Here is a 16,637-nt window from a genome sequence, read left to right as displayed (position 1 = left end):
AAATACTTCAGCCGGTCAGCGCTTGGGACCTATCCTACGCGCCTGCCGGAAGGCTCCGAATTGGCTGGAAATTACTCCGAGGGTAACGTCGCTGGGTCGTCAAATTTGGCGACCGGGTGTGAGAAGCCCGTTGTATTCACCATTTTGGCTTTCCATTTTCATGGCAGTCGTGCGCGTGCAGGCTTCGGTCTGGCCGTGGCTTTTCATGGTGTCTACACGGTCTTCTCACCATGCGTACGGCTGCCACCCTTGTCTGTGAGAAGGATGGAGGTGGTTGTCTCCCTGTAATTCTTGAGGAGAACACCATGAAAAAATTAGTACCTGACCCACCTTACCCAATCCCCTTTGTCACCATCATCAGCGACCTCCCCCCCGAGGAGGCCATGGCCCACGCCAACAAGCTGATGCACACCCTCAGCGACACCATCCACGCCTACACCCACTGCCCACGCGACGAACGCCTGGACGTGATGATGGACAGCGCCGAAATCCTCGCTCAACTGGTCATCGCGCTGGTCCGCCACGCCCGGGCCAAGGGGGCGCCGGTATGAGCGACGACCACAAGCCCGGCCCGACCCAGGGCACGACCACCTGCCTCGAGATCTTCCGTATCCAGCCGGGCATTCCTTTCGAACATGCCTTCAGCGACCTGTCGGTGCTGCTCGGGTGCGTGGCGCACTTCACCACCGAGGCCGAGATGGAGGGTGACCTCATGGCCGCCAGCGCCGCGCGGATTCTCAGCGGGCTGGCCAAGGGGCTGATCGATGATATGGAGTTGGGGCTGAGTAAGGGCAAATAAGCGCATCCCTTATCGAGACTGCCGGGCAGTCTCGATAAGGGAAGGTCAATAAGGGCTGACCAGGATGGCCACGAGTGTGACCCAGGCGATAGGCGCGAAGAGCACCATCAACACGAGTACCAGGTGAATGAAGGCTTCCATGGTTTATCGTTGCGTGCCTCCAAAGAATGCCCAGCTGTGGAAAAACACCATGAGGAAACAGAAGACGAACGAGGCAGGCCAAAGCCACTCGTACAGTTCTGTGATGTCAAACACCAGTAGGAACTGCCTGTGGAGCGCCATGTAGAGGTACAGTGCGCCGATCAGGGTGTTGTAGAGATAGCTGGTGATGGCGCCCACCCAGAAAAAATCCCTCTGTGCCAGGTAACGCCTGAGCGCTACTGAAATCACAATGTCCACCGTGACGAATGCGGTGAGGGCAACCTTCATTTCCGGAAGTACACCATGATCGAGTGATTCCATGGGGGTTAGTCCTGCCCGTCAAACGGCAAGATCCTAAGCCATGATGTGCTGTGCGTATGCCGGACCGCTCCGATGCCCAGTTCGGACGTTGCCGAGAGGCAAGTCGCTCCATGCCTACACGTGGGGGTGTGACATAAACATTCTCAGGCACCAGCCCCTTCAAGGTGTTCGGCGTTAACGTTGCAGCGTCTATGAGATCGAGCGCCGCCCGCGCGGCGCATCGCGGATGAATCCGCTCCTACGTTTGTTTCGGGCCAGTGATGCCTGAAAGAGCACCCGGTCCGCCTTGTTTGTACGGCGCGGTTTTTCGGTTGACGCTGCCGCCGCACCGTCCGGCTCACGCCATGCGCCAAGGCTGGCAACCATGGCCTGGCAGGTGCGGCACGTTGCAACAAATGTAGGAGCGGATTCATCCGCGATGCGCCGCGCGGGCGGCGCGCGATCTTATAGGCGCTGCAAGAATCGCGGCGGGCATCCGGTGGCCCTACAGGTACCGCGCGCAACCGTAGGAGCCAGCTTTGCTGGCGAACACCGGCAAGGCCGGTGCCAGACACCGCGGCGCCTGCTTCGCGGATGAATCCGCTCCTACAGGTACCGCGCGCAACCGTAGTTCGCGGATGAATCCGCTCCTACAGGTACCGCGTGCAACCGTAGATGCCAGCCGGCACGAGAGTGGGCCAGCCGCCCAACTTCAAGCAAGTCAAGCCCCTACTAACGGCGAACTTTTCTTCACATAGTCAAATGAATGAACTGTGAGCGCTAAATTCAGGCCCTTTGGATTCATTCGTTCAGCAGATCTGTCATTGCCCTTGGGCTTCAAATGCATACCAGGTGCGAAACCTTTCCTTGTAAGCGCTCTAGCACGGCGCTTTTGCGGACATCGAAACATTTAAATCCAGTTACATGTCTGAAACAACCTGAAATATAGAAAACAGTTTTAACGTGTGTGTCTTTGTAAATTCATATTTGTATTATTTTGATACAAATGCTGGATCGACAAAAAATCCCCCCCGCCATTTACTTGCCCCCGACTTCGGCGTGCACCAAGTAACTAGTGAGAAAGTTGCACGGATACCCCGCACTCCCGAATAAGTCCGTAGTTGAACACCCGACTTTTACGAATAAAGTCGACGCCTTGCGCTTAACACTTTCAGACGCATCCGCCTTGCTGCGGGTCGCCAGGCATGCTGGCCAAAAACAGAGGGCGTACGCGCCGTCTGAGTGGCCGCATGTTGTGTAAGTTGCGAGTCTGCTAGTTGTTAACGTCAAACTTTGATAAGGAATATCAGGCATGACGCAACTCCCCATCCAAGGTGTCCTTCCGGTCGCCATCCTGCCTTACAACAACGACCTCTCCCTGGATACCTCGGCCCTGCGCCTGCAGGTCGAACATATCCTGCACACCGGCTGCGACGGCGTGGTCATCGGGCAGATTTCCGAGGTTTCACGGCTGACCACCACTGAACGCTTCCGCGTGGCCGAGCTGATCGCCGAACAGACCGGCGACAAGGGCCTGGCCATCATGAGCACCGGTGGCGAGAGCATCGCCCAGGCCATCGAATATTCGCGCCAGGCCGAACAGGCCGGCTGTGACGCGCTGCTGGTGATGCACCCGTCGATGTGGGCGCTTGATGACGAGCAGATGTACACCTACTTCGCCAATGTCGTCGAAAGCGTGCAGATACCGGTGCTGGTGCACCACGCCAAGTCGCTGGCCAAGCGGCCGCTGTCGATCGACGTGCAGGCCCGCCTGCTCAAGGCGTTCGGCCCGCAGAAGGTGCAGTTCAAGCCCGAGTCCGCGCCCACCGCGCCCAAGGTTTCGCTGCTGCGCGACGCCACTGGCGGCCAGGCACGGATCTTCGAGGGCGACGGCGGCATGATGCTGGTCGACACCTACCAGCGCGGCCTGGCGGGGGTGATCCCGGCCACCGAGATCGCCGAGATCACCGTGGCCCTGTGGCGCGCCTTGCAGGCCGGCGACGAGCGAACCGCCCGGGCCATCGCCTACCCGCTGTCCTACTTGATGTGCCACATGATGGCGAGCATCGACTGTTACTTGCAGTTGTCGAAACACCTGCTCAAACGCCGCCGGTTGATGAGCAATACCTTGATCCGCCCACCCGTGGATTTCACCATGGATGTGGAAACCCTCAAAGAAGTTGAAAAAGTCTACGACCAACTTTTCGAATTCGTGACCCAGTAATAAGGAAGTTACTCATGAAACGTATTGGTTTCTCCATTGAATTGACCAGCCTCGAAGCCGCCGAACTGTATAAAGCCATGCACCGTGATGTTCCCGTGCAAATTTCCGGTGAACGCGGCGTACTGCGTGAAATCGGTTTGCAGCGTATGTCGATCTACCTGTTGCCGCCTCGCACTTTGTTCATGCAAGTCGAAGCCCACGATCAGTTCGACCCGCTGCGCGATTTTACCCACGCGCTGTCGGTGCACCCGGTGATCCAGGCCTGGGACGACCGCATGCACGGTGACGACAACCCGCTGCTCAAGCGCATCGAAGGCAACCGCACCGACCTCAACTGGTGGCGCCTGGAGCAGGTGTACGACTGGACCCTGGAAACGGCGGGCCAACAAAAATGACCGCGCACAACCAGTCATTCGTGTTGATGGATTGTACCTTCCGTGATGGCGGGTTCCAGACCGACTGGCGGTTTTCCGATGCCATGGTCGGGCACTACTTCGGTATGTGCCAGGCCGCCGGCGTGGACATTGTCGAGATGGGCTACCTGAACCTGGACCCCGCCGCCGGGGTCAGCCACCTCGGGTCATTCAAGGCATTGCCCGAGTCGCTGAGCGACGTGCAGCGCCAGCAGGTCGACCTGGGGCCGATGCGCGCGGCGGTGATGATCGATGCCTGGCGTATCCTCGATCAGCCGGTGCAGGCTGTCGCCGAGGTGATCCTGGCGGCGATCCGGCGTTCGCCGTTCCCCATCGCCATCCTGCGCATCGCGGCCATGAGCAGCCAGCTCGAGGGCAGCCTGGCGCTGGCCAAGGCGCTGGCGGGGCAGGAGCTGGCGGTGATGATCAACCTGATGCAGGCCGCCGAGCTGACGCCGGAGCAACTGGCCCATGACCTGCCGGCCCTGGCCATCGAGCCAGTCACGGCGCTGTATTTCGCCGACAGTTTCGGGCGCATGCTGCCCGAGCAGGTGCATCGCCTGTTCAGCCAGGCGCGTGAGCTGACCCCGTTGCCGCTGGGTTTCCATGCCCACGACAACTATGGCCTGGCGGTCGCCAACACCCAGGCGGCGCTGGACGCAGGCGCCCGGCATGCCGACGGCACCTTCGCCGGGATCGGCCGGGGGGCCGGCAACGCGCCGACCGAAACCCTCGGCCTGCTGAAGTCGGGGACACGGGAAATGGCCGAGTGCGAGGCGTTCCTGGCGGAGCACATCGAACCGCTCAGGCTCACGGCGAACTGGGGCTACTCGCCCACCTACCGCAGCCAGGCCAGGCACAACGTGCACCCGACCTATGCCCAGCGCCTGTTCGAAGGCACGCCGCTGACGGGCCTGGAGCGTATCGACATCCTCGGCAAGATCGCCGGGCATGCCGGGGCGCACAAGTTCGACGCGGGCATTCTCAGCCACTACCGGTGAACGAACATGGTCAAACTCGGTGAACTGCTGGCGGACTGCAAGTTGGTGTTCTTCGACTGTGACGGTGTGCTGCTCGACTCCAACGGGGTGAAGCTGGCCGCGGTCGATCACGCCCTGGCCGCCTACCCGGCGGTGCTGCGTGAGCGCTGCAAGGACAGCTTCCGGCTCAACTTCGGTCGCCCGCGGCGCTGGCACTTCGAAGCCTTCCAGCGCGTGATCGGGGTGGCCCAGGAGGAAGACTTCGTGGCGGCGAGCATCGACCGCTACGAGCAGTACCTGCAAACGCACTATCGGTACTCGCCGGCGGTGGCGGGCGCACCGCACCTGCTCGCCCGGCTGGCGGCCCGTGGGGTCATCTGCACGGTGGTCAGCGGCGGCGTGGAGGCGGAGATCAATGCCGCGCTGGCCGAGTGCGGGATGGATCGGCTGCTGGCGCGGGTGGTGGGTTCGCCGGTGACCAAGATCGCGGCGATCAACGCGCTGCTCGAGCAGTACGACTGCAGTGCCGCGCAAGCCGTGTTCCTCGGTGATGCCAGCGCCGACGCCGAGGCCGCCATCGCCTGCAAGGTGCCGTTCATCTTTGTCAGCGGGCATGCGCTGATCACGCGCTCGACCCTCAGCGCCAGCTGGCCTGAGGGCCACTGGGGCGGTGAGGTGCCCAACCTGCTGGCGGACAACGCTGTATCGCGCTTTTGCGTGAGCAGCCAAACGATCAAGGAGGAATCATGAACACAACCACGCAGCGGCCGCTGCGCATCGCCATCACTGGTGTGAGCCGTGGCTTGGGGTTGGCCTTGAGCCAGGCGCTGGCCGCCCGCGGCCACCAGGTGTTCGGCTGCCAGCTGTCGGCCGAGGCCGCGCCGGCGGCCCAGGCCAACCCGGCACTGTTCAGTGCTTCGGTGGCGGTGCCCGAAGACATGCGGCGCTTCGCCGAAGCGGCATGCCGCGAGGGGGCGATGGACATCGTGGTGTGCAATGCCGGGGTGATCAATGCGCGCAAGCCGGCCTGGGAAATCAGCCAGGCGGAGTGGGCGCAGGTGATGGAGGTCAATGTGCTGGGCGTGGTCAACACGCTGCACGCTTTCCTGCCGGCGATGCTCGACCGTGGCCAGGGCCTGTTCGTCGCCATCAGCTCCGGCTGGGGGCGTTCGGCGTCCTGGGGGCTCGGCCCGTACTGCGCGAGCAAATTCGCGGTGGAGGGGCTGATCGGTTCGCTCAGCGCCGACCTGCCGGAGGGCTTGCACGCGGTGGCGCTGGACCCAGGCAACGGGGTGAACACCAAGATGCTCGCCCAGTGCCTGCCGGATGACCACACGCAGTACATCGCCCCAGGGCTGTGGGCCGAGCATGCCGCGGACTACATCGTCGACCAGCTGCATGGGCAAAAGCTCTCGGGCAGCCGCACGGTGCCGCACCCCGGCTGTTGACGGATTTCATGACAGGGAAGCAGACAATGCTGAAGAACAAACGTGTAGTGGTCACCGGGGGTGGCCGTGATTTCGGCCAGGCGGTTTCGGTCTGGCTGGCCCGCGAGGGCGCCCATGTGGACCTGTGCGCGCGCCAGCTGGACAGCGCCCGCGCCACCTGCGAGATCATCCAGGGCGAAGGCGGCTCGGCCCGTGCCTATGCCTGCGACATCGCCGACGCCCGCTCGGTGCGTGCGTTCGCCGAGCAGTTGCAGGCCGACGAGCGGCCGGTGGATATCCTGGTGCTCAGTGCCGCGCAGTGGCTCGAAGGGCCGTTGGGCGAGGGTGACAGCGATGAAGAGATCGTCAGCACCATCAATTCCGGGCTGACCGGCTCGATCACCCTGACCCGGGCCCTGCTGCCCAGCCTGCGCCGCTCTGGCGCGGCGGACATCATGGCGATGGTCTCGGTGTGCGGCGTGCCGCAGTTCACCAACTCCGTCGCCCACCCGGCGTTCTTCGCGGCCAAGCATGGCATGAGCGGCTTCTGCCAGAACATGACCCACCACTTGGCGGCGGAAGGCATTCGGGTCACCGGTTTCTACCCGCCCGACTTCGAGGTGACCAGCCTTGATGAAACCGTCGACCCGGCAGGTCGCCTGCTCAACGGGCGCTCCATCTGGGAAACCATGCGCTTCGTGCTGGCCCAGCCGCGCAGCTGCCATATCGACGCGGTGCATTTCCGTGGTCCGACCCGGCAGGACCTGACGTGATGCGCGCGGCCAACGCCCAGGCGCCGGTGGCGTATCAGTTGGCGGCCGATGACCAGCAATTGCGCCAGGTCATGGCCGCCAACATCGCCGCTGGCTACTTCAGCGCCGATTGCGATCCGGCGGTGTTCTACGACAAATGCGCGCAGCATCGCGCGGTCAGCCGGCTCGACCCAGGCCTGGCTTTCAGCGCGCAGCCGTTGGCGTCGTTGCACGCATTGCCGGGCGATGCCGGGCAGACCTGGGTGGTGCGCCCGTCGCTTTCGCCGGCGTCGCGAGGCTCGGCGTTGCTGCTTGGGCTTGGTGGCATCGACGCGCCGGCGCTGGCGGTGGCGATGCAGGGCGTGTCGGGGCCGTTCCTGCTGCATGAGCACGAGCCGGGCGAGCCGCTGTTCATCAATGGTGTGTTCGCCCAGGGGCAGTTCATCGTCAGCGATGCCTGGCACTGCTACACCCTGGACCTGGAAGGCCGCAGGATTCTCACCGCAGTTACCAGCCTGCCCACGTCCCGGCTGCCCGACGGCCTGGTGCCACGGCTGGCTGCCGTGGCCCGCGGGCTGGGCATGGTGCACGGCCCGCTGCATGCCGAAGTGGTGGTCACCCAGCATGGGCCACGGCTGGTCAAGCTGTCGCCGCGCCTGGCCAGCACGCCATTGCCCGAGCTGTGCCGGCTGGGGGGCTGGCCTTCCCAGGAAGACAGCTGGCGCCAGTTGCCGCGCATCGGCGCCGGCGCGGAACAACCGGTGGCGGACTACTCCTTCGTGGTGACCCGCCCGGGGCGTGTCAAAGCGTTTCGCTTCGACCGGGAGGTGCGTGGCCTGGCCAGTTTCAGCCACTACTTCGTCGCGCCGCCGCTGGGTGAGTACATGGCGATGACCACCGATGGCACCACCTATGGCTGCACCGTATTCCTGCGTCATCGCAGCCTGTCGGTGCTGGAGGAGGATATCGCCCGGCTGCAGGCGCTCAACCTGGCCGACGCGTTCGAGTTCGACTAGCCCGCAGGCACTTTGCAACACCCTAACCGGACCGCCCGGGGCCGTCATCGTGGATGACGACCCCGTGGCCCCGCTCAGCCTGAAATTCAGTAGAAAGGGAGTTCACATGAGTTTTGCAACAGATGTGGCCAGAAGCCCTTGCGAGCGCAAGGTACATGACGTGGTGGGCATTGGCTTCGGCCCGTCGAACATTTCGCTGGCCATCGCCCTGCAGGAGCTGGCCCCGGAGCTGTCGGTAGCCTTCGTCGACAGCGCCCCAGGCTTTGCCTGGCACAAAGGCATGTTGTTCAAGAACGCCACCATGCAGGTGTCGTTCTTGAAGGACCTGGTCAGCTTCCGCAACCCGCGCAGCCACTTCACCTTCGTCAACTACCTGCACAGCAAGGGCCGTATCGCGGCGTTCTGCAACAAGAAGGACTTCTTTCCCGGGCGCGTGGAGTTCCATGACTACCTGAGCTGGTGCGCGGCCGAGTTCAGCGAGCAGGTGTTCTATGGCCACCGGGTGCTGCGCATCGCCGAAGGCGGCGTGGCGGACGACGGCGCGCCGCTGTTCCGGGTCGAGATGCAGGTCGGCGATACCACCACCTCGATGCTGACCCGTTCGGTGGTGCATTCGCTGGGGCTGGAGCCGCAGATGCCGGACGATGTCCAGCCCGGTGAGCGCGTCACCCATGTGCATCACCTGCTGGCGCGGCTGCAGGACGCCGACTTGCCGGCGGACGGCCATTGCGTGGTGGTCGGCGGCGGGCAAAGCGCCGCCGAGGCGGTGGAGTACCTGCTCGAGACCTACCCGGCGTTGAAGGTGACGGCGATCCACGCCCGTTATGGCTACACCCCCGCCGACGACAGCCCGTTCGTCAACGAGATCTTCGATGCCGAGGCCGTGGACGGATTCCATGCGGCGCCGGCCCATGTGCGCAAGCACGTGCTGCGCACCCATGCCTCCACCAACTACGCCGCGGTCGACCTGGCGCTGATCGAGAAGCTCTACCGCCAATGGTACGACGACGAAGTCAGCGGCCAGCAGCGCCTGACCCTGGAGCGCCTGAGCCGGTTCCAGAAGGTGCAGGCGCAGGGCAATGGGCTGCAGGTGACGTTCGATCGGCAACTGAGCGGCGAGGCGCGCCAGGTCCACTGTGACTACCTGGTGTGCGCCACGGGCTTCCGCCCGCGCAATATCGCCGACCTGCTGTGCGCGCCGTTGGCGTCGCGGCTGGTCAAGGAGGAGGGCGGTGCGCAGCTGTCGCGCCATTACCGCCTGGCCTTCAAGGGCGAGGCCGCACCGTTGCTGTATTCCACCGGTGTCGCCGAGGGCTCCCACGGGCTGAGCGCGACGCTGATCTCCAACATGGCCATCCGTGCCGGCGAAATCGTCGGTGACCTGAAGACCACCTTGAGGCACAGGCAGTATGAAAAAGCCGTTTGATGTGATCATCGTGGGCGCAGGTATCGTCGGTGCGACCTGCTTCCATGTGCTGAGCCAGGCGGGCAAGCGCTGCCTGCTGCTCGACGAGAAACAACTGGCCTGCGGCATCACCGGCGCGTCGGGCTGCATCGTGCGGGTCACCCACGCCTCGCGCGAAGCCACGGCGGCGGCGGCCGAGGGTTACCGCTTCTACCAGCGACTGAGTGCAGCCTCGCAGGGGCGGGTGCCGTTCGCTCGTACGGGCTATCTGCACTTCGCCGAAGTACCCGATCTGGACCGCATGCACGGTTGGCTGGCGGAGGAGGGCATCGGCGCCGAACTGCTCGATGCCCAGGCGCTGGCCGCGCGTTTCCCGGCATTGCCGATCAACGCCGAACTGGCGCTGCTCGAACCTGGGTCGGGCTACATGGACGCCAGGCCGACCCTGGAGTACCTGGTCAGGGCCGGTATCGCGCTGGGCGGTGTCTACCAGGACGCGGTCACCCTGCACGGCTTACGGGTCGATGGCAGCGGCGGCCGGGTGGCCGGCGTGGAGACCTCCAGTGGTGCGTTCGAGGCCGGGCATGTGGTGCTGGCCATGGGCAATGGCACCCCTGACTTCCTCGCGCGCCACTTTGGCGATGCCTTCGGCCTGTGGAACCAGCACATCCAGGTCACCCGCTTCAAAGGGCCCGCCGCGCTGGCCACGGCCCCGTGCTTCATCGATGACGTCAACGACCTCAACGGGCGCTGGTGCCCGCTGACCGGCGGCTTCTACGTGGGCACCCCCACCGGCCTGCGGGTGTCGGCCAGCCAGGCCTATGCCGCGGCCAGCCCGGCGCACGCGCAACTAACCCGTGAACGCGGCGAGCGGCGTTTCCCCTGGCTGCGCACGGCCAGTGCCGAAGGCGCGCTGTGCCACAGCGACTGCTACAGCGAACAACCCATCGCCCTGCTCGGCGAGCAGCCCGGGTTGCCTGGCGGTGTGCTGGTGGCGTCGGGCTTCAGTGGCGGTGGCTTCAAGATGGCGCCTTACGCCGCCATGTGTCTTGCCCGTGTGATCACTCAAGGATAGAGACCAGAACAATGAAAAAAATCAGCATGTTCGCGCCGGCCAAGCGCTTCTACAACGTCGACTCGCGTGCCGTTGATCTTGAAGGCACCAATATCAACCTGATGGGCTGCACGCTGGCGCCGGGGCAGGAGAGCCAGCCGCACAACCACTTCGAGGACGAGCTGTTCGTCTTCACCGCGGGCCATGGTCTGGTGCGCACCGCCCAGGAGGTGCTCGAAGTGCACGCCGGCGACGCGGTTCACTGCCAGCGTTTCGAGCCCCATACCATTCGCAACCTGAGCGCCAGCGAGCCGTTGCAGTTCCACTCGCTGTACTGGGATGCCGGGCAGGTGAATCCGGTCGAGGCGGAGCCGGTGCTCGACACGCTGATCTTCGCCACCCCGCCCACCCCCAATGGCGACCTGCACCTGGGGCACCTGTCGGGCCCTTATATTGCCGGCGATGTGCTCAAGCGCGTGCTGGCCGGCGCGGGCGCGCAGGTGTTCTACGGCAGCGGCCGCGACGACAACCAGACCTACGTGGTGACCTGCGCGGCCCGGGAAGGGTTCAGCCCCAGCGAGTGCGCCGACCACTACGCCGAGGCGATCCGCGAGACCTGGCAGGGCTACGGCATCGACATGGACTTTTTCATCACCCCGGACAACCAGGGTGAGTATGCCGACTTCGTCCACCATTACCTGCAGCGCCTGTACGACCAGGGGCTGATCTATGCCAAGGACACCCCGGTGTTCGTCGACAACCAGGGCAACGCGCTGCACGAAGCCTTCATCCACGGCGGTTGCCCGCATTGTGGCGAGAGCAGCGATGGCAATGCCTGCGAAGCCTGTGGCCAGCCGAACCAGTGCGTCGACCTGACCCAGCCGCGGGTCAAGCAGGATGGCCGGCAGCCGCAACTGAAGATCGAGACACGCTTGTTCTTCCGCCTGAGCGCGTTGGCCGATGAGCTGGCCAGCTATGTGCAGACGGCGAACATGCCGGCGCATGTCTACCAGCTGTGCCACACCATGCTGAGCCAAGGGCTGCCGGATATCTGCATCAGCCACCGCAGCGACTGGGGCATCCGCCATCGCCTGCCGGGGATGCAGGACCAGGTGGTGTACGTCTGGTTCGAGATGGCCTTCGGTTACCTGTGGGCCGCCAGCGAACTGCCGGGCGCGGACGGCGACCGCATGGCCAGGGCCGCGCAGCGCTACTCGGGCGCCATGGACATCGTCCACTGCTACGGTTTCGACAATGCCTACTACCACACCCTGCTGTTCCCGGCGGTGTACCTGGCACTGGGGCTGACGCCACCGCGCCACCATGTGGTCAACGAACTGCTCGACCTCAACGGCAGCAAGTTCTCCACCAGCCGCCGCCATCTGATCTGGGGCAAGGACTTCCTCACCGAGGCCGGTGCGGATTATGCCCGCATGGCGCTGATGCTGACGCGGCCCGAGGGGGTGAGGACCAACTTCACCGTGGACCAGGTCTGCGAGCGGATCAACGACCTGTTCGCCGACAAGCTGACCCACTGGGTGCAGCGCCTGCAGCAGCATGTCGCCCGGCAGGGGGGCCAGGTGCCTGAGTCCGGTGCCTGGCTGAGCGACCAGAAGATCTATCACGGCGAGCTGATGCAATGGATGGCGGGCTACCGGCAGGCGGCGGCGACCCAGACCTACTCGCCACGACGCATGGCCGAGCAGGTCGCCCAGGTGATCGACCGGGCCTGGCGCTTCGGCCTGGCGCAGGAACACCTGCTGGCGCCCGGGCAACCCTTGTCCAACCATGCACGCACCGCCGTGGCGCTGCTGGCGCTCACCGCACGTTGGCTGGCCCATGCCACCGCCCCGTTGATGCCAGGGGTGAGCCGCCAACTGAACGAGGTGCTGAACATCGAGGCGCAGGCCAACGACGCGGCCCAGGCCTGCACGTTCTTCGCCGGCAATCACGTACTGGCCCAGGGCGCCACGCTGGAGCTGCCCAAGCTGTCGCCTGAGGCGCTGGCGCAACTGATGCCAGGGCGGGCGGGATGAGCCGGGGCTCGTCATTGCGCCCAGTGGGTATCGTCGGGCCGCTGAGCGGCCCGCGCGCGGCCTATGGGCAGTGGCTGCGGCGAGCCGCCGAAGGCACGACCTTGCCACTGCTGTGGGCGGACGACGGTGCCGACCCGGCCATGGCGGAGGTGGCCGCACGCTACCTGCTCGATGCCGGCGTGGAGGTGGTGGTCGGCCACTTCAACAGCGAATGTGCCCGGGTGGCCGGGCGCCTCTACCAGGCGGCCGGCGTGCCGCTGCTGTTGCCCGCCGCCACGGCGCCCGACCTGTGCCATGCCGTGGGCGCCTGGCGCTTGTGTGCCAGTGAAACGCGGCAGGTGGCGGTGATGCTCGAGTACCTCGCCCGGCATGCCGGGCGGGTCGAGCCGCCCTGGGCGCAGCCGGGGGCCTATGGCGAGCGGTTGGCCGGGGCGCTTGGCGAAGGGGGGGGCGAGAGGGCCGCGTCGAGTGCCGGGCCGGTGGTCCACGCCTTGATGGGCTCGCACGTGGCCGTGGCGCGGGAGATCCATCGCCGCGCCCAGCCCGGCGCGGTCTACCTGGTACCCGACGATTGCCTGATCGACGAGTTCGACAGCCTGCTGGCGGGCTCCGGCGTGGTGACGCTGTGCCCCCACGCCACGCCGGACTTCGGTGAGTGCGTGGGCCTGGCGCTGCGCCTGGTCGAGGCGGCGCGGGCGGGTGGTCACGACCTGGCCGGTTACCTGCAGGCCCACCCCGACTTCGACCAGCGCCAGTACCGGCACGCCGACTACCGCATGGTGCGGCGCGAATACCCCATTGAATTGACCCAGCATTTGGCCCGGCCTTTGTAGGAGCGGCTTCAGCCGCGATCACCCGCAACGCGGGTGCCATACACCGCGGTGCCTGCATCGCGGCTAAAGCCGCTCCTACAGAGGCAGTCGGCCTGGACCCTCACCAAGCAGGACACTTTGGACATGCAAATGCGCAAACCAATCGCCATGGACCCGCCACGGCTTCTACCCACCATCGGCGAGGGCAACCTCGCCGCCGGCGATATCGACCTGATGCTGGAAGCGCTGCGCCAGGCGCTGAGCCGACCACGGGGCGAGCTGTCGGCCCCGGACGAAGCGTCGGCCATCAGCCACGCCGTCGAGCAGCGCGTCGGCCACCCCATCAGCGCGGCCGGGCTGGGGCTACCTGCCGCGCTCGATGTGTTCGGCAGCCTGCTGGCACAGCAGGGCGTGCCCACCGACCATCCCGGCTATCTCGCCTACATCGGTTCCGCGCCGACCCCGGCCGCCGCGCTGATGGATGGGCTGCTGTCGGCCACTGGCATGATCGGCTCCGGCTGGCTGGGGGGCGCCGGGCTGATCTGGGCCGAGAACCAGGCCTTGCGCTGGCTGGCCGATCTGGCGCAGCTGCCGGGCGAGGCGGGCGGCTGTTTCGTCAGTGGTGGAACGGCCGGCAACTTCTCCGCGCTGGCGGCCGCCCGGCAACGCTACCGCGAGCGCACGGGGCGGCGCGGCGGACTAGTGCTGGCGGGCCTGGCGGCCCATGCCTCGATCGACGTCAGTGCCGGGCTGCTGGACCTTGAAAGGGTCGACGTGGCCTGTGATGAACAGGGGCGAATGAGCGCAGCGGGGTTGCAGCAGACCTTGGGTGAGTTGGCTGCCGATGGTCGGTTGGAGCAGGTCGTGGCAATCGTCGCGGTGGCCGGCTCGACCAACGCAGGGCAGATCGACGACCTGCCGGGCGTAGGTGCCATCGCCCGTCGGCAGGGCATCTGGTTCCACGTCGATGCCGCCTACGGCGGCGCATTTCTCTGCGTCCCGCAGGTGCGCCCGCAGTTCCAGGGCATCGAGCTGGCCGACTCGCTGATCATCGACCCGCACAAAGGTCTGTTCGTGCCCTATGACTGTTGTGCGCTGCTGTATGCGCAGCCGCAACAGGCAATGGCGGCCTTCACCCAGGATGCGTCCTACCTGGACCAGATCAACGAGTCGCAGCAGTTCAACCCCATGCACTATGCGTTTCATCTCTCCCGCCGCGCACGGGGCGTGCCGTTGTGGTTCTCGCTGGTGGTGCATGGCAGCGACATGTACCGGCACACCCTGGAGCGTATCCTGGCGCTGACCGACAGCGTGCGCCAGCGCATTGCCAGGCACCCTCGGCTGGAACTGATCGAGGCATCGGGGCTGAGCGTGATCCTGTTCAAGCGCCGCGGCTGGCAGGCGGCCGAGTACGACGCCTGGGCGCGGGACTGCCTGCGTGAAGGTATTGCCTTGGTGGTGTCGACGCGTTGGCAGGGAGAAACGGTGATGCGCCTGTGCATCATGAACACCGGCCTCGACGAGGCGCGCTGCGAGCGTCTGCTGGCGGGGTTGTAGGGCGCGCGGGTGAGTCTTGCCGGGGCGGCTATGCCAGCCCCGGCGCTGACGCTAGACTGTCACCTTCCCCACAATCGGACAGGAGTCCCGGCGTGCCTCACCCCCGCAGTTTCCCCAGCGACCTGTGCCTCGACAGCCCACGCCTGCAGCTGCGCCCCATGCGCCATGGCGATGCGCAGCAGTGGCTGACCATCATGGCCGACCCGGAAGTGATGCGTTACTGGTACCACGCCCCCTGGCAGACCCTGGCCGAGGCCGAAAGCGCCCTGGCCGCCGACCGCGAAGCCTATGCCGCCGGCCAGATGCTCAAGCTGGGCATGTACCGCCGCGACAACGGCGAGCTGATCGGCATGGTCCAGCTGTTCAACCTGGAGGAGGGTTCGCGCCGTGGCGAGATCGGCTACTGCCTGGCCAAGTCCGCCCAGGGCCGGGGCTATATGGACGAGGCCCTGACCTGTTTCATCGACTACCTCGCCCATACCCTGCACCTGCGTCGCCTGGAGGCGGAGATCGACCCGCGCAACCTGGGCTCGGCGCGCACCCTCGAACGCCAGGGCTTCGTGCTCGAAGGCACTTTGCGCGCGCGCTGGTGCGTGGCGGGGGAGTTGTCCGATTCGGGGCTCTACGGGTTGCTGCTCGAACCGCCTGTGGCCTGATGCCCGATTGCGTCATGGACGCGCTTTTCTGATGTTGGATGGAGCCTTCGCTTTGCCTGCTTTCCATGTGACGTTCACGCTGTTGCTGTTCTTGCTGTGCCTGTGTTTCGACGGAATCCTGATGGGCGCCGACGGGCATATGCCGGCGTTGCAAATCCTCCTCATGGGCCCTTGGGGGATCGCCTTCGGGCAATACCAGTGGTTCGCCAACCCGCTGTTGGGGCTGGCGGTACTCGCCCATCGGCGTTTTCGCCGGCTGGCGCTCGGCGCCGGGGTGATCGCGCTGGGCCTGGCGCTCAGCTGCCTGGGCATCGAGCGGGTGCCGGACAACCGCAGCTATGACTTCCTGCCCCTGACCGGCTTTGGCGCCGGCTACTATCTGTGGACACTGGCGATCCTGGTGTTCTGCGCCGGGCAGGCCTGGTGGTGCCGGAAGGTGCACGCGGCAATGGATGTCCCGCGCTGGCGCTGGTTCGATGGCGTGCTGATCGTGGCCCTGGTGGCGACGATCTATGCGGGGACGCAGATGCCGAGCCTGCGCGTCCAGCCGACCAGTCATGCCGAGGCGATCGAGCCGGCAGAGGCAGGCTGAAGGTGCGCCGTGTCTCGCCATCGGGTTTGGATACAGGGGGCAGGCTGGGATAAGGTCGCACTCTGTCCGTTTTCACCAGGTGCCTCACTTGCCCGCTTTCTACCTGACCACCAGCCTGGCCCTGTATCTGCTGAGCCTGGCTTTCGACGGTGCCCTGATGGGCGCCGGGCGGCACATGCCGGCGTTGCAGATGGTGCTGTACGGCCCCTGGGGCATCGCCTTCGGGCTGCACCAGTGGTTCGCCAATCCGCTGCTGGCGCTGGCGATCCTTGCCCATCGGCGCTTCCGGCGGTTGGCGCTCGTCAGCGGTTTGCTGGCGCTGTACCTGGCGGCCAGCAGCTTTGGCATCACCCGGTTGCCGGACAACCAGAGCTATGCCTTCCAGGATGTGACCGGGTTCGGTGCCGGGTTCTACCTGTGGCTGCTGGCGTTCATGGTGTTCTGCGTGGGGCAGGCCTGGTGGTGCTGGAAGG

General features: G+C 65.4%; 18 protein-coding genes. 17 read left to right on the top strand and 1 reads right to left on the bottom strand.

The window, feature by feature from the left end; genetic code table 11:
• Positions 1–305: 305 nt before the first annotated feature.
• The gene (locus tag P5705_RS13405) at positions 306–551 is read left to right on the top strand and encodes a hypothetical protein (protein WP_277461318.1); all 246 of its coding nucleotides are present in this window, start codon (positions 306–308) and stop codon (positions 549–551) included.
• A complete protein-coding gene (locus P5705_RS13400; RefSeq protein ID WP_277461317.1) occupies positions 548–799 on the top strand; it encodes a DUF3077 domain-containing protein in 252 nt (83 codons plus the stop codon). The genes P5705_RS13405 and P5705_RS13400 overlap by 4 nt, the downstream gene beginning before the upstream one ends.
• 144 nt (positions 800–943) lie before the next feature.
• On the opposite strand, the gene P5705_RS13395 is transcribed toward P5705_RS13400, so the two are convergent.
• On the bottom strand, positions 944–1,261 hold the full coding sequence (locus P5705_RS13395) for a hypothetical protein (RefSeq protein ID WP_277461316.1): 318 nt from the start codon (positions 1,259–1,261) through the stop codon (positions 944–946).
• A 1,291-nt stretch (positions 1,262–2,552) separates the two neighbouring features.
• Between P5705_RS13395 and P5705_RS13390 the strand changes: the two genes are divergently transcribed.
• From P5705_RS13390 to P5705_RS13320, 15 genes are all read left to right on the top strand, one after another.
• The gene (locus tag P5705_RS13390; protein WP_213659658.1) at positions 2,553–3,464 is read left to right on the top strand and encodes a dihydrodipicolinate synthase family protein; all 912 of its coding nucleotides are present in this window, start codon (positions 2,553–2,555) and stop codon (positions 3,462–3,464) included.
• 14 nt (positions 3,465–3,478) lie between these two features.
• Positions 3,479–3,859, top strand: coding sequence for an L-rhamnose mutarotase (locus tag P5705_RS13385; RefSeq protein ID WP_277461315.1), 381 nt, complete (start codon positions 3,479–3,481; stop codon positions 3,857–3,859).
• A complete protein-coding gene (locus tag P5705_RS13380) occupies positions 3,856–4,878 on the top strand; it encodes a homocitrate synthase (RefSeq protein ID WP_277461314.1) in 1,023 nt (340 codons plus the stop codon). Before P5705_RS13385 ends, P5705_RS13380 begins: the two co-directional genes overlap by 4 nt.
• 6 nt (positions 4,879–4,884) lie before the next feature.
• Entirely contained in the window at positions 4,885–5,607 is a 723-nt protein-coding gene (locus tag P5705_RS13375; protein WP_277461313.1) for an HAD family hydrolase, read from the top strand.
• On the top strand, positions 5,604–6,305 hold the full coding sequence (locus tag P5705_RS13370) for an SDR family oxidoreductase (protein WP_277461312.1): 702 nt from the start codon (positions 5,604–5,606) through the stop codon (positions 6,303–6,305). Before P5705_RS13375 ends, P5705_RS13370 begins: the two co-directional genes overlap by 4 nt.
• A 26-nt stretch (positions 6,306–6,331) precedes the next feature.
• Positions 6,332–7,057 (top strand): SDR family oxidoreductase, encoded by a 726-nt coding sequence (locus tag P5705_RS13365; protein WP_277461311.1) that lies wholly within the window; start codon positions 6,332–6,334, stop codon positions 7,055–7,057.
• Positions 7,057–8,052, top strand: a complete 996-nt coding sequence (locus tag P5705_RS13360; protein ID WP_277461310.1) for a hypothetical protein — start codon at positions 7,057–7,059, stop codon at positions 8,050–8,052. Before P5705_RS13365 ends, P5705_RS13360 begins: the two co-directional genes overlap by 1 nt.
• 106 nt (positions 8,053–8,158) lie before the next feature.
• A complete protein-coding gene (locus P5705_RS13355) occupies positions 8,159–9,478 on the top strand; it encodes a lysine N(6)-hydroxylase/L-ornithine N(5)-oxygenase family protein (RefSeq protein WP_277461309.1) in 1,320 nt (439 codons plus the stop codon).
• Positions 9,462–10,532: an NAD(P)/FAD-dependent oxidoreductase gene (locus P5705_RS13350; RefSeq protein WP_277461308.1), complete on the top strand. Its 1,071-nt coding sequence runs from the start codon at positions 9,462–9,464 to the stop codon at positions 10,530–10,532. The genes P5705_RS13355 and P5705_RS13350 overlap by 17 nt, the downstream gene beginning before the upstream one ends.
• 11 nt (positions 10,533–10,543) lie before the next feature.
• Complete coding sequence (locus P5705_RS13345) at positions 10,544–12,547, top strand: class I tRNA ligase family protein (RefSeq protein WP_277461307.1); 2,004 nt, start codon at positions 10,544–10,546, stop codon at positions 12,545–12,547.
• On the top strand, positions 12,544–13,380 hold the full coding sequence (locus P5705_RS13340) for an ABC transporter substrate-binding protein (protein WP_277461306.1): 837 nt from the start codon (positions 12,544–12,546) through the stop codon (positions 13,378–13,380). Before P5705_RS13345 ends, P5705_RS13340 begins: the two co-directional genes overlap by 4 nt.
• 129 nt (positions 13,381–13,509) lie before the next feature.
• Positions 13,510–14,916, top strand: coding sequence for a pyridoxal phosphate-dependent decarboxylase family protein (locus tag P5705_RS13335; RefSeq protein ID WP_277461305.1), 1,407 nt, complete (start codon positions 13,510–13,512; stop codon positions 14,914–14,916).
• Positions 14,917–15,008: 92 nt separating this feature from the next.
• Positions 15,009–15,572, top strand: coding sequence for a GNAT family N-acetyltransferase (locus P5705_RS13330; RefSeq protein ID WP_213659668.1), 564 nt, complete (start codon positions 15,009–15,011; stop codon positions 15,570–15,572).
• A 52-nt stretch (positions 15,573–15,624) separates the two neighbouring features.
• Positions 15,625–16,164: a hypothetical protein gene (locus P5705_RS13325; protein ID WP_277461304.1), complete on the top strand. Its 540-nt coding sequence runs from the start codon at positions 15,625–15,627 to the stop codon at positions 16,162–16,164.
• 88 nt (positions 16,165–16,252) lie between these two features.
• The coding region (locus P5705_RS13320; protein ID WP_277461303.1) for a hypothetical protein at positions 16,253–16,637 on the top strand (385 nt) is incomplete at its 3' end.

Origin of the sequence: Pseudomonas entomophila (genome assembly GCF_029478665.1) — a bacterium.
GTDB classification, from domain to species: Bacteria; Pseudomonadota; Gammaproteobacteria; order Pseudomonadales; family Pseudomonadaceae; genus Aquipseudomonas; species Aquipseudomonas entomophila_F.
Note: the sequence above shows the minus strand (reverse complement) of the source record. Positions and strands in the feature narration are given on the sequence as shown.

Bases quoted from the DNA above. Each gene is read 5' to 3' on its own strand.
- P5705_RS13380 (WP_277461314.1), top strand. From the start codon at position 3,856: ATGACCGCGCACAACCAGTCATTCGTGTTGATGGATTGTACCTTCCGT.
- P5705_RS13340 (WP_277461306.1), top strand. From the start codon at position 12,544: ATGAGCCGGGGCTCGTCATTGCGCCCAGTGGGTATCGTCGGGCCGCTG.
- P5705_RS13400 (WP_277461317.1), top strand. From the start codon at position 548: ATGAGCGACGACCACAAGCCCGGCCCGACCCAGGGCACGACCACCTGC.
- P5705_RS13355 (WP_277461309.1), top strand. From the start codon at position 8,159: ATGAGTTTTGCAACAGATGTGGCCAGAAGCCCTTGCGAGCGCAAGGTA.
- P5705_RS13385 (WP_277461315.1), top strand. From the start codon at position 3,479: ATGAAACGTATTGGTTTCTCCATTGAATTGACCAGCCTCGAAGCCGCC.
- P5705_RS13360 (WP_277461310.1), top strand. From the start codon at position 7,057: ATGCGCGCGGCCAACGCCCAGGCGCCGGTGGCGTATCAGTTGGCGGCC.
- P5705_RS13350 (WP_277461308.1), top strand. From the start codon at position 9,462: ATGAAAAAGCCGTTTGATGTGATCATCGTGGGCGCAGGTATCGTCGGT.
- P5705_RS13335 (WP_277461305.1), top strand. From the start codon at position 13,510: ATGCGCAAACCAATCGCCATGGACCCGCCACGGCTTCTACCCACCATC.
- P5705_RS13345 (WP_277461307.1), top strand. From the start codon at position 10,544: ATGAAAAAAATCAGCATGTTCGCGCCGGCCAAGCGCTTCTACAACGTC.
- P5705_RS13365 (WP_277461311.1), top strand. From the start codon at position 6,332: ATGCTGAAGAACAAACGTGTAGTGGTCACCGGGGGTGGCCGTGATTTC.
- P5705_RS13395 (WP_277461316.1), bottom strand. From the start codon at position 1,261: ATGGAATCACTCGATCATGGTGTACTTCCGGAAATGAAGGTTGCCCTC.
- P5705_RS13390 (WP_213659658.1), top strand. From the start codon at position 2,553: ATGACGCAACTCCCCATCCAAGGTGTCCTTCCGGTCGCCATCCTGCCT.
- P5705_RS13405 (WP_277461318.1), top strand. From the start codon at position 306: ATGAAAAAATTAGTACCTGACCCACCTTACCCAATCCCCTTTGTCACC.
- P5705_RS13375 (WP_277461313.1), top strand. From the start codon at position 4,885: ATGGTCAAACTCGGTGAACTGCTGGCGGACTGCAAGTTGGTGTTCTTC.
- P5705_RS13370 (WP_277461312.1), top strand. From the start codon at position 5,604: ATGAACACAACCACGCAGCGGCCGCTGCGCATCGCCATCACTGGTGTG.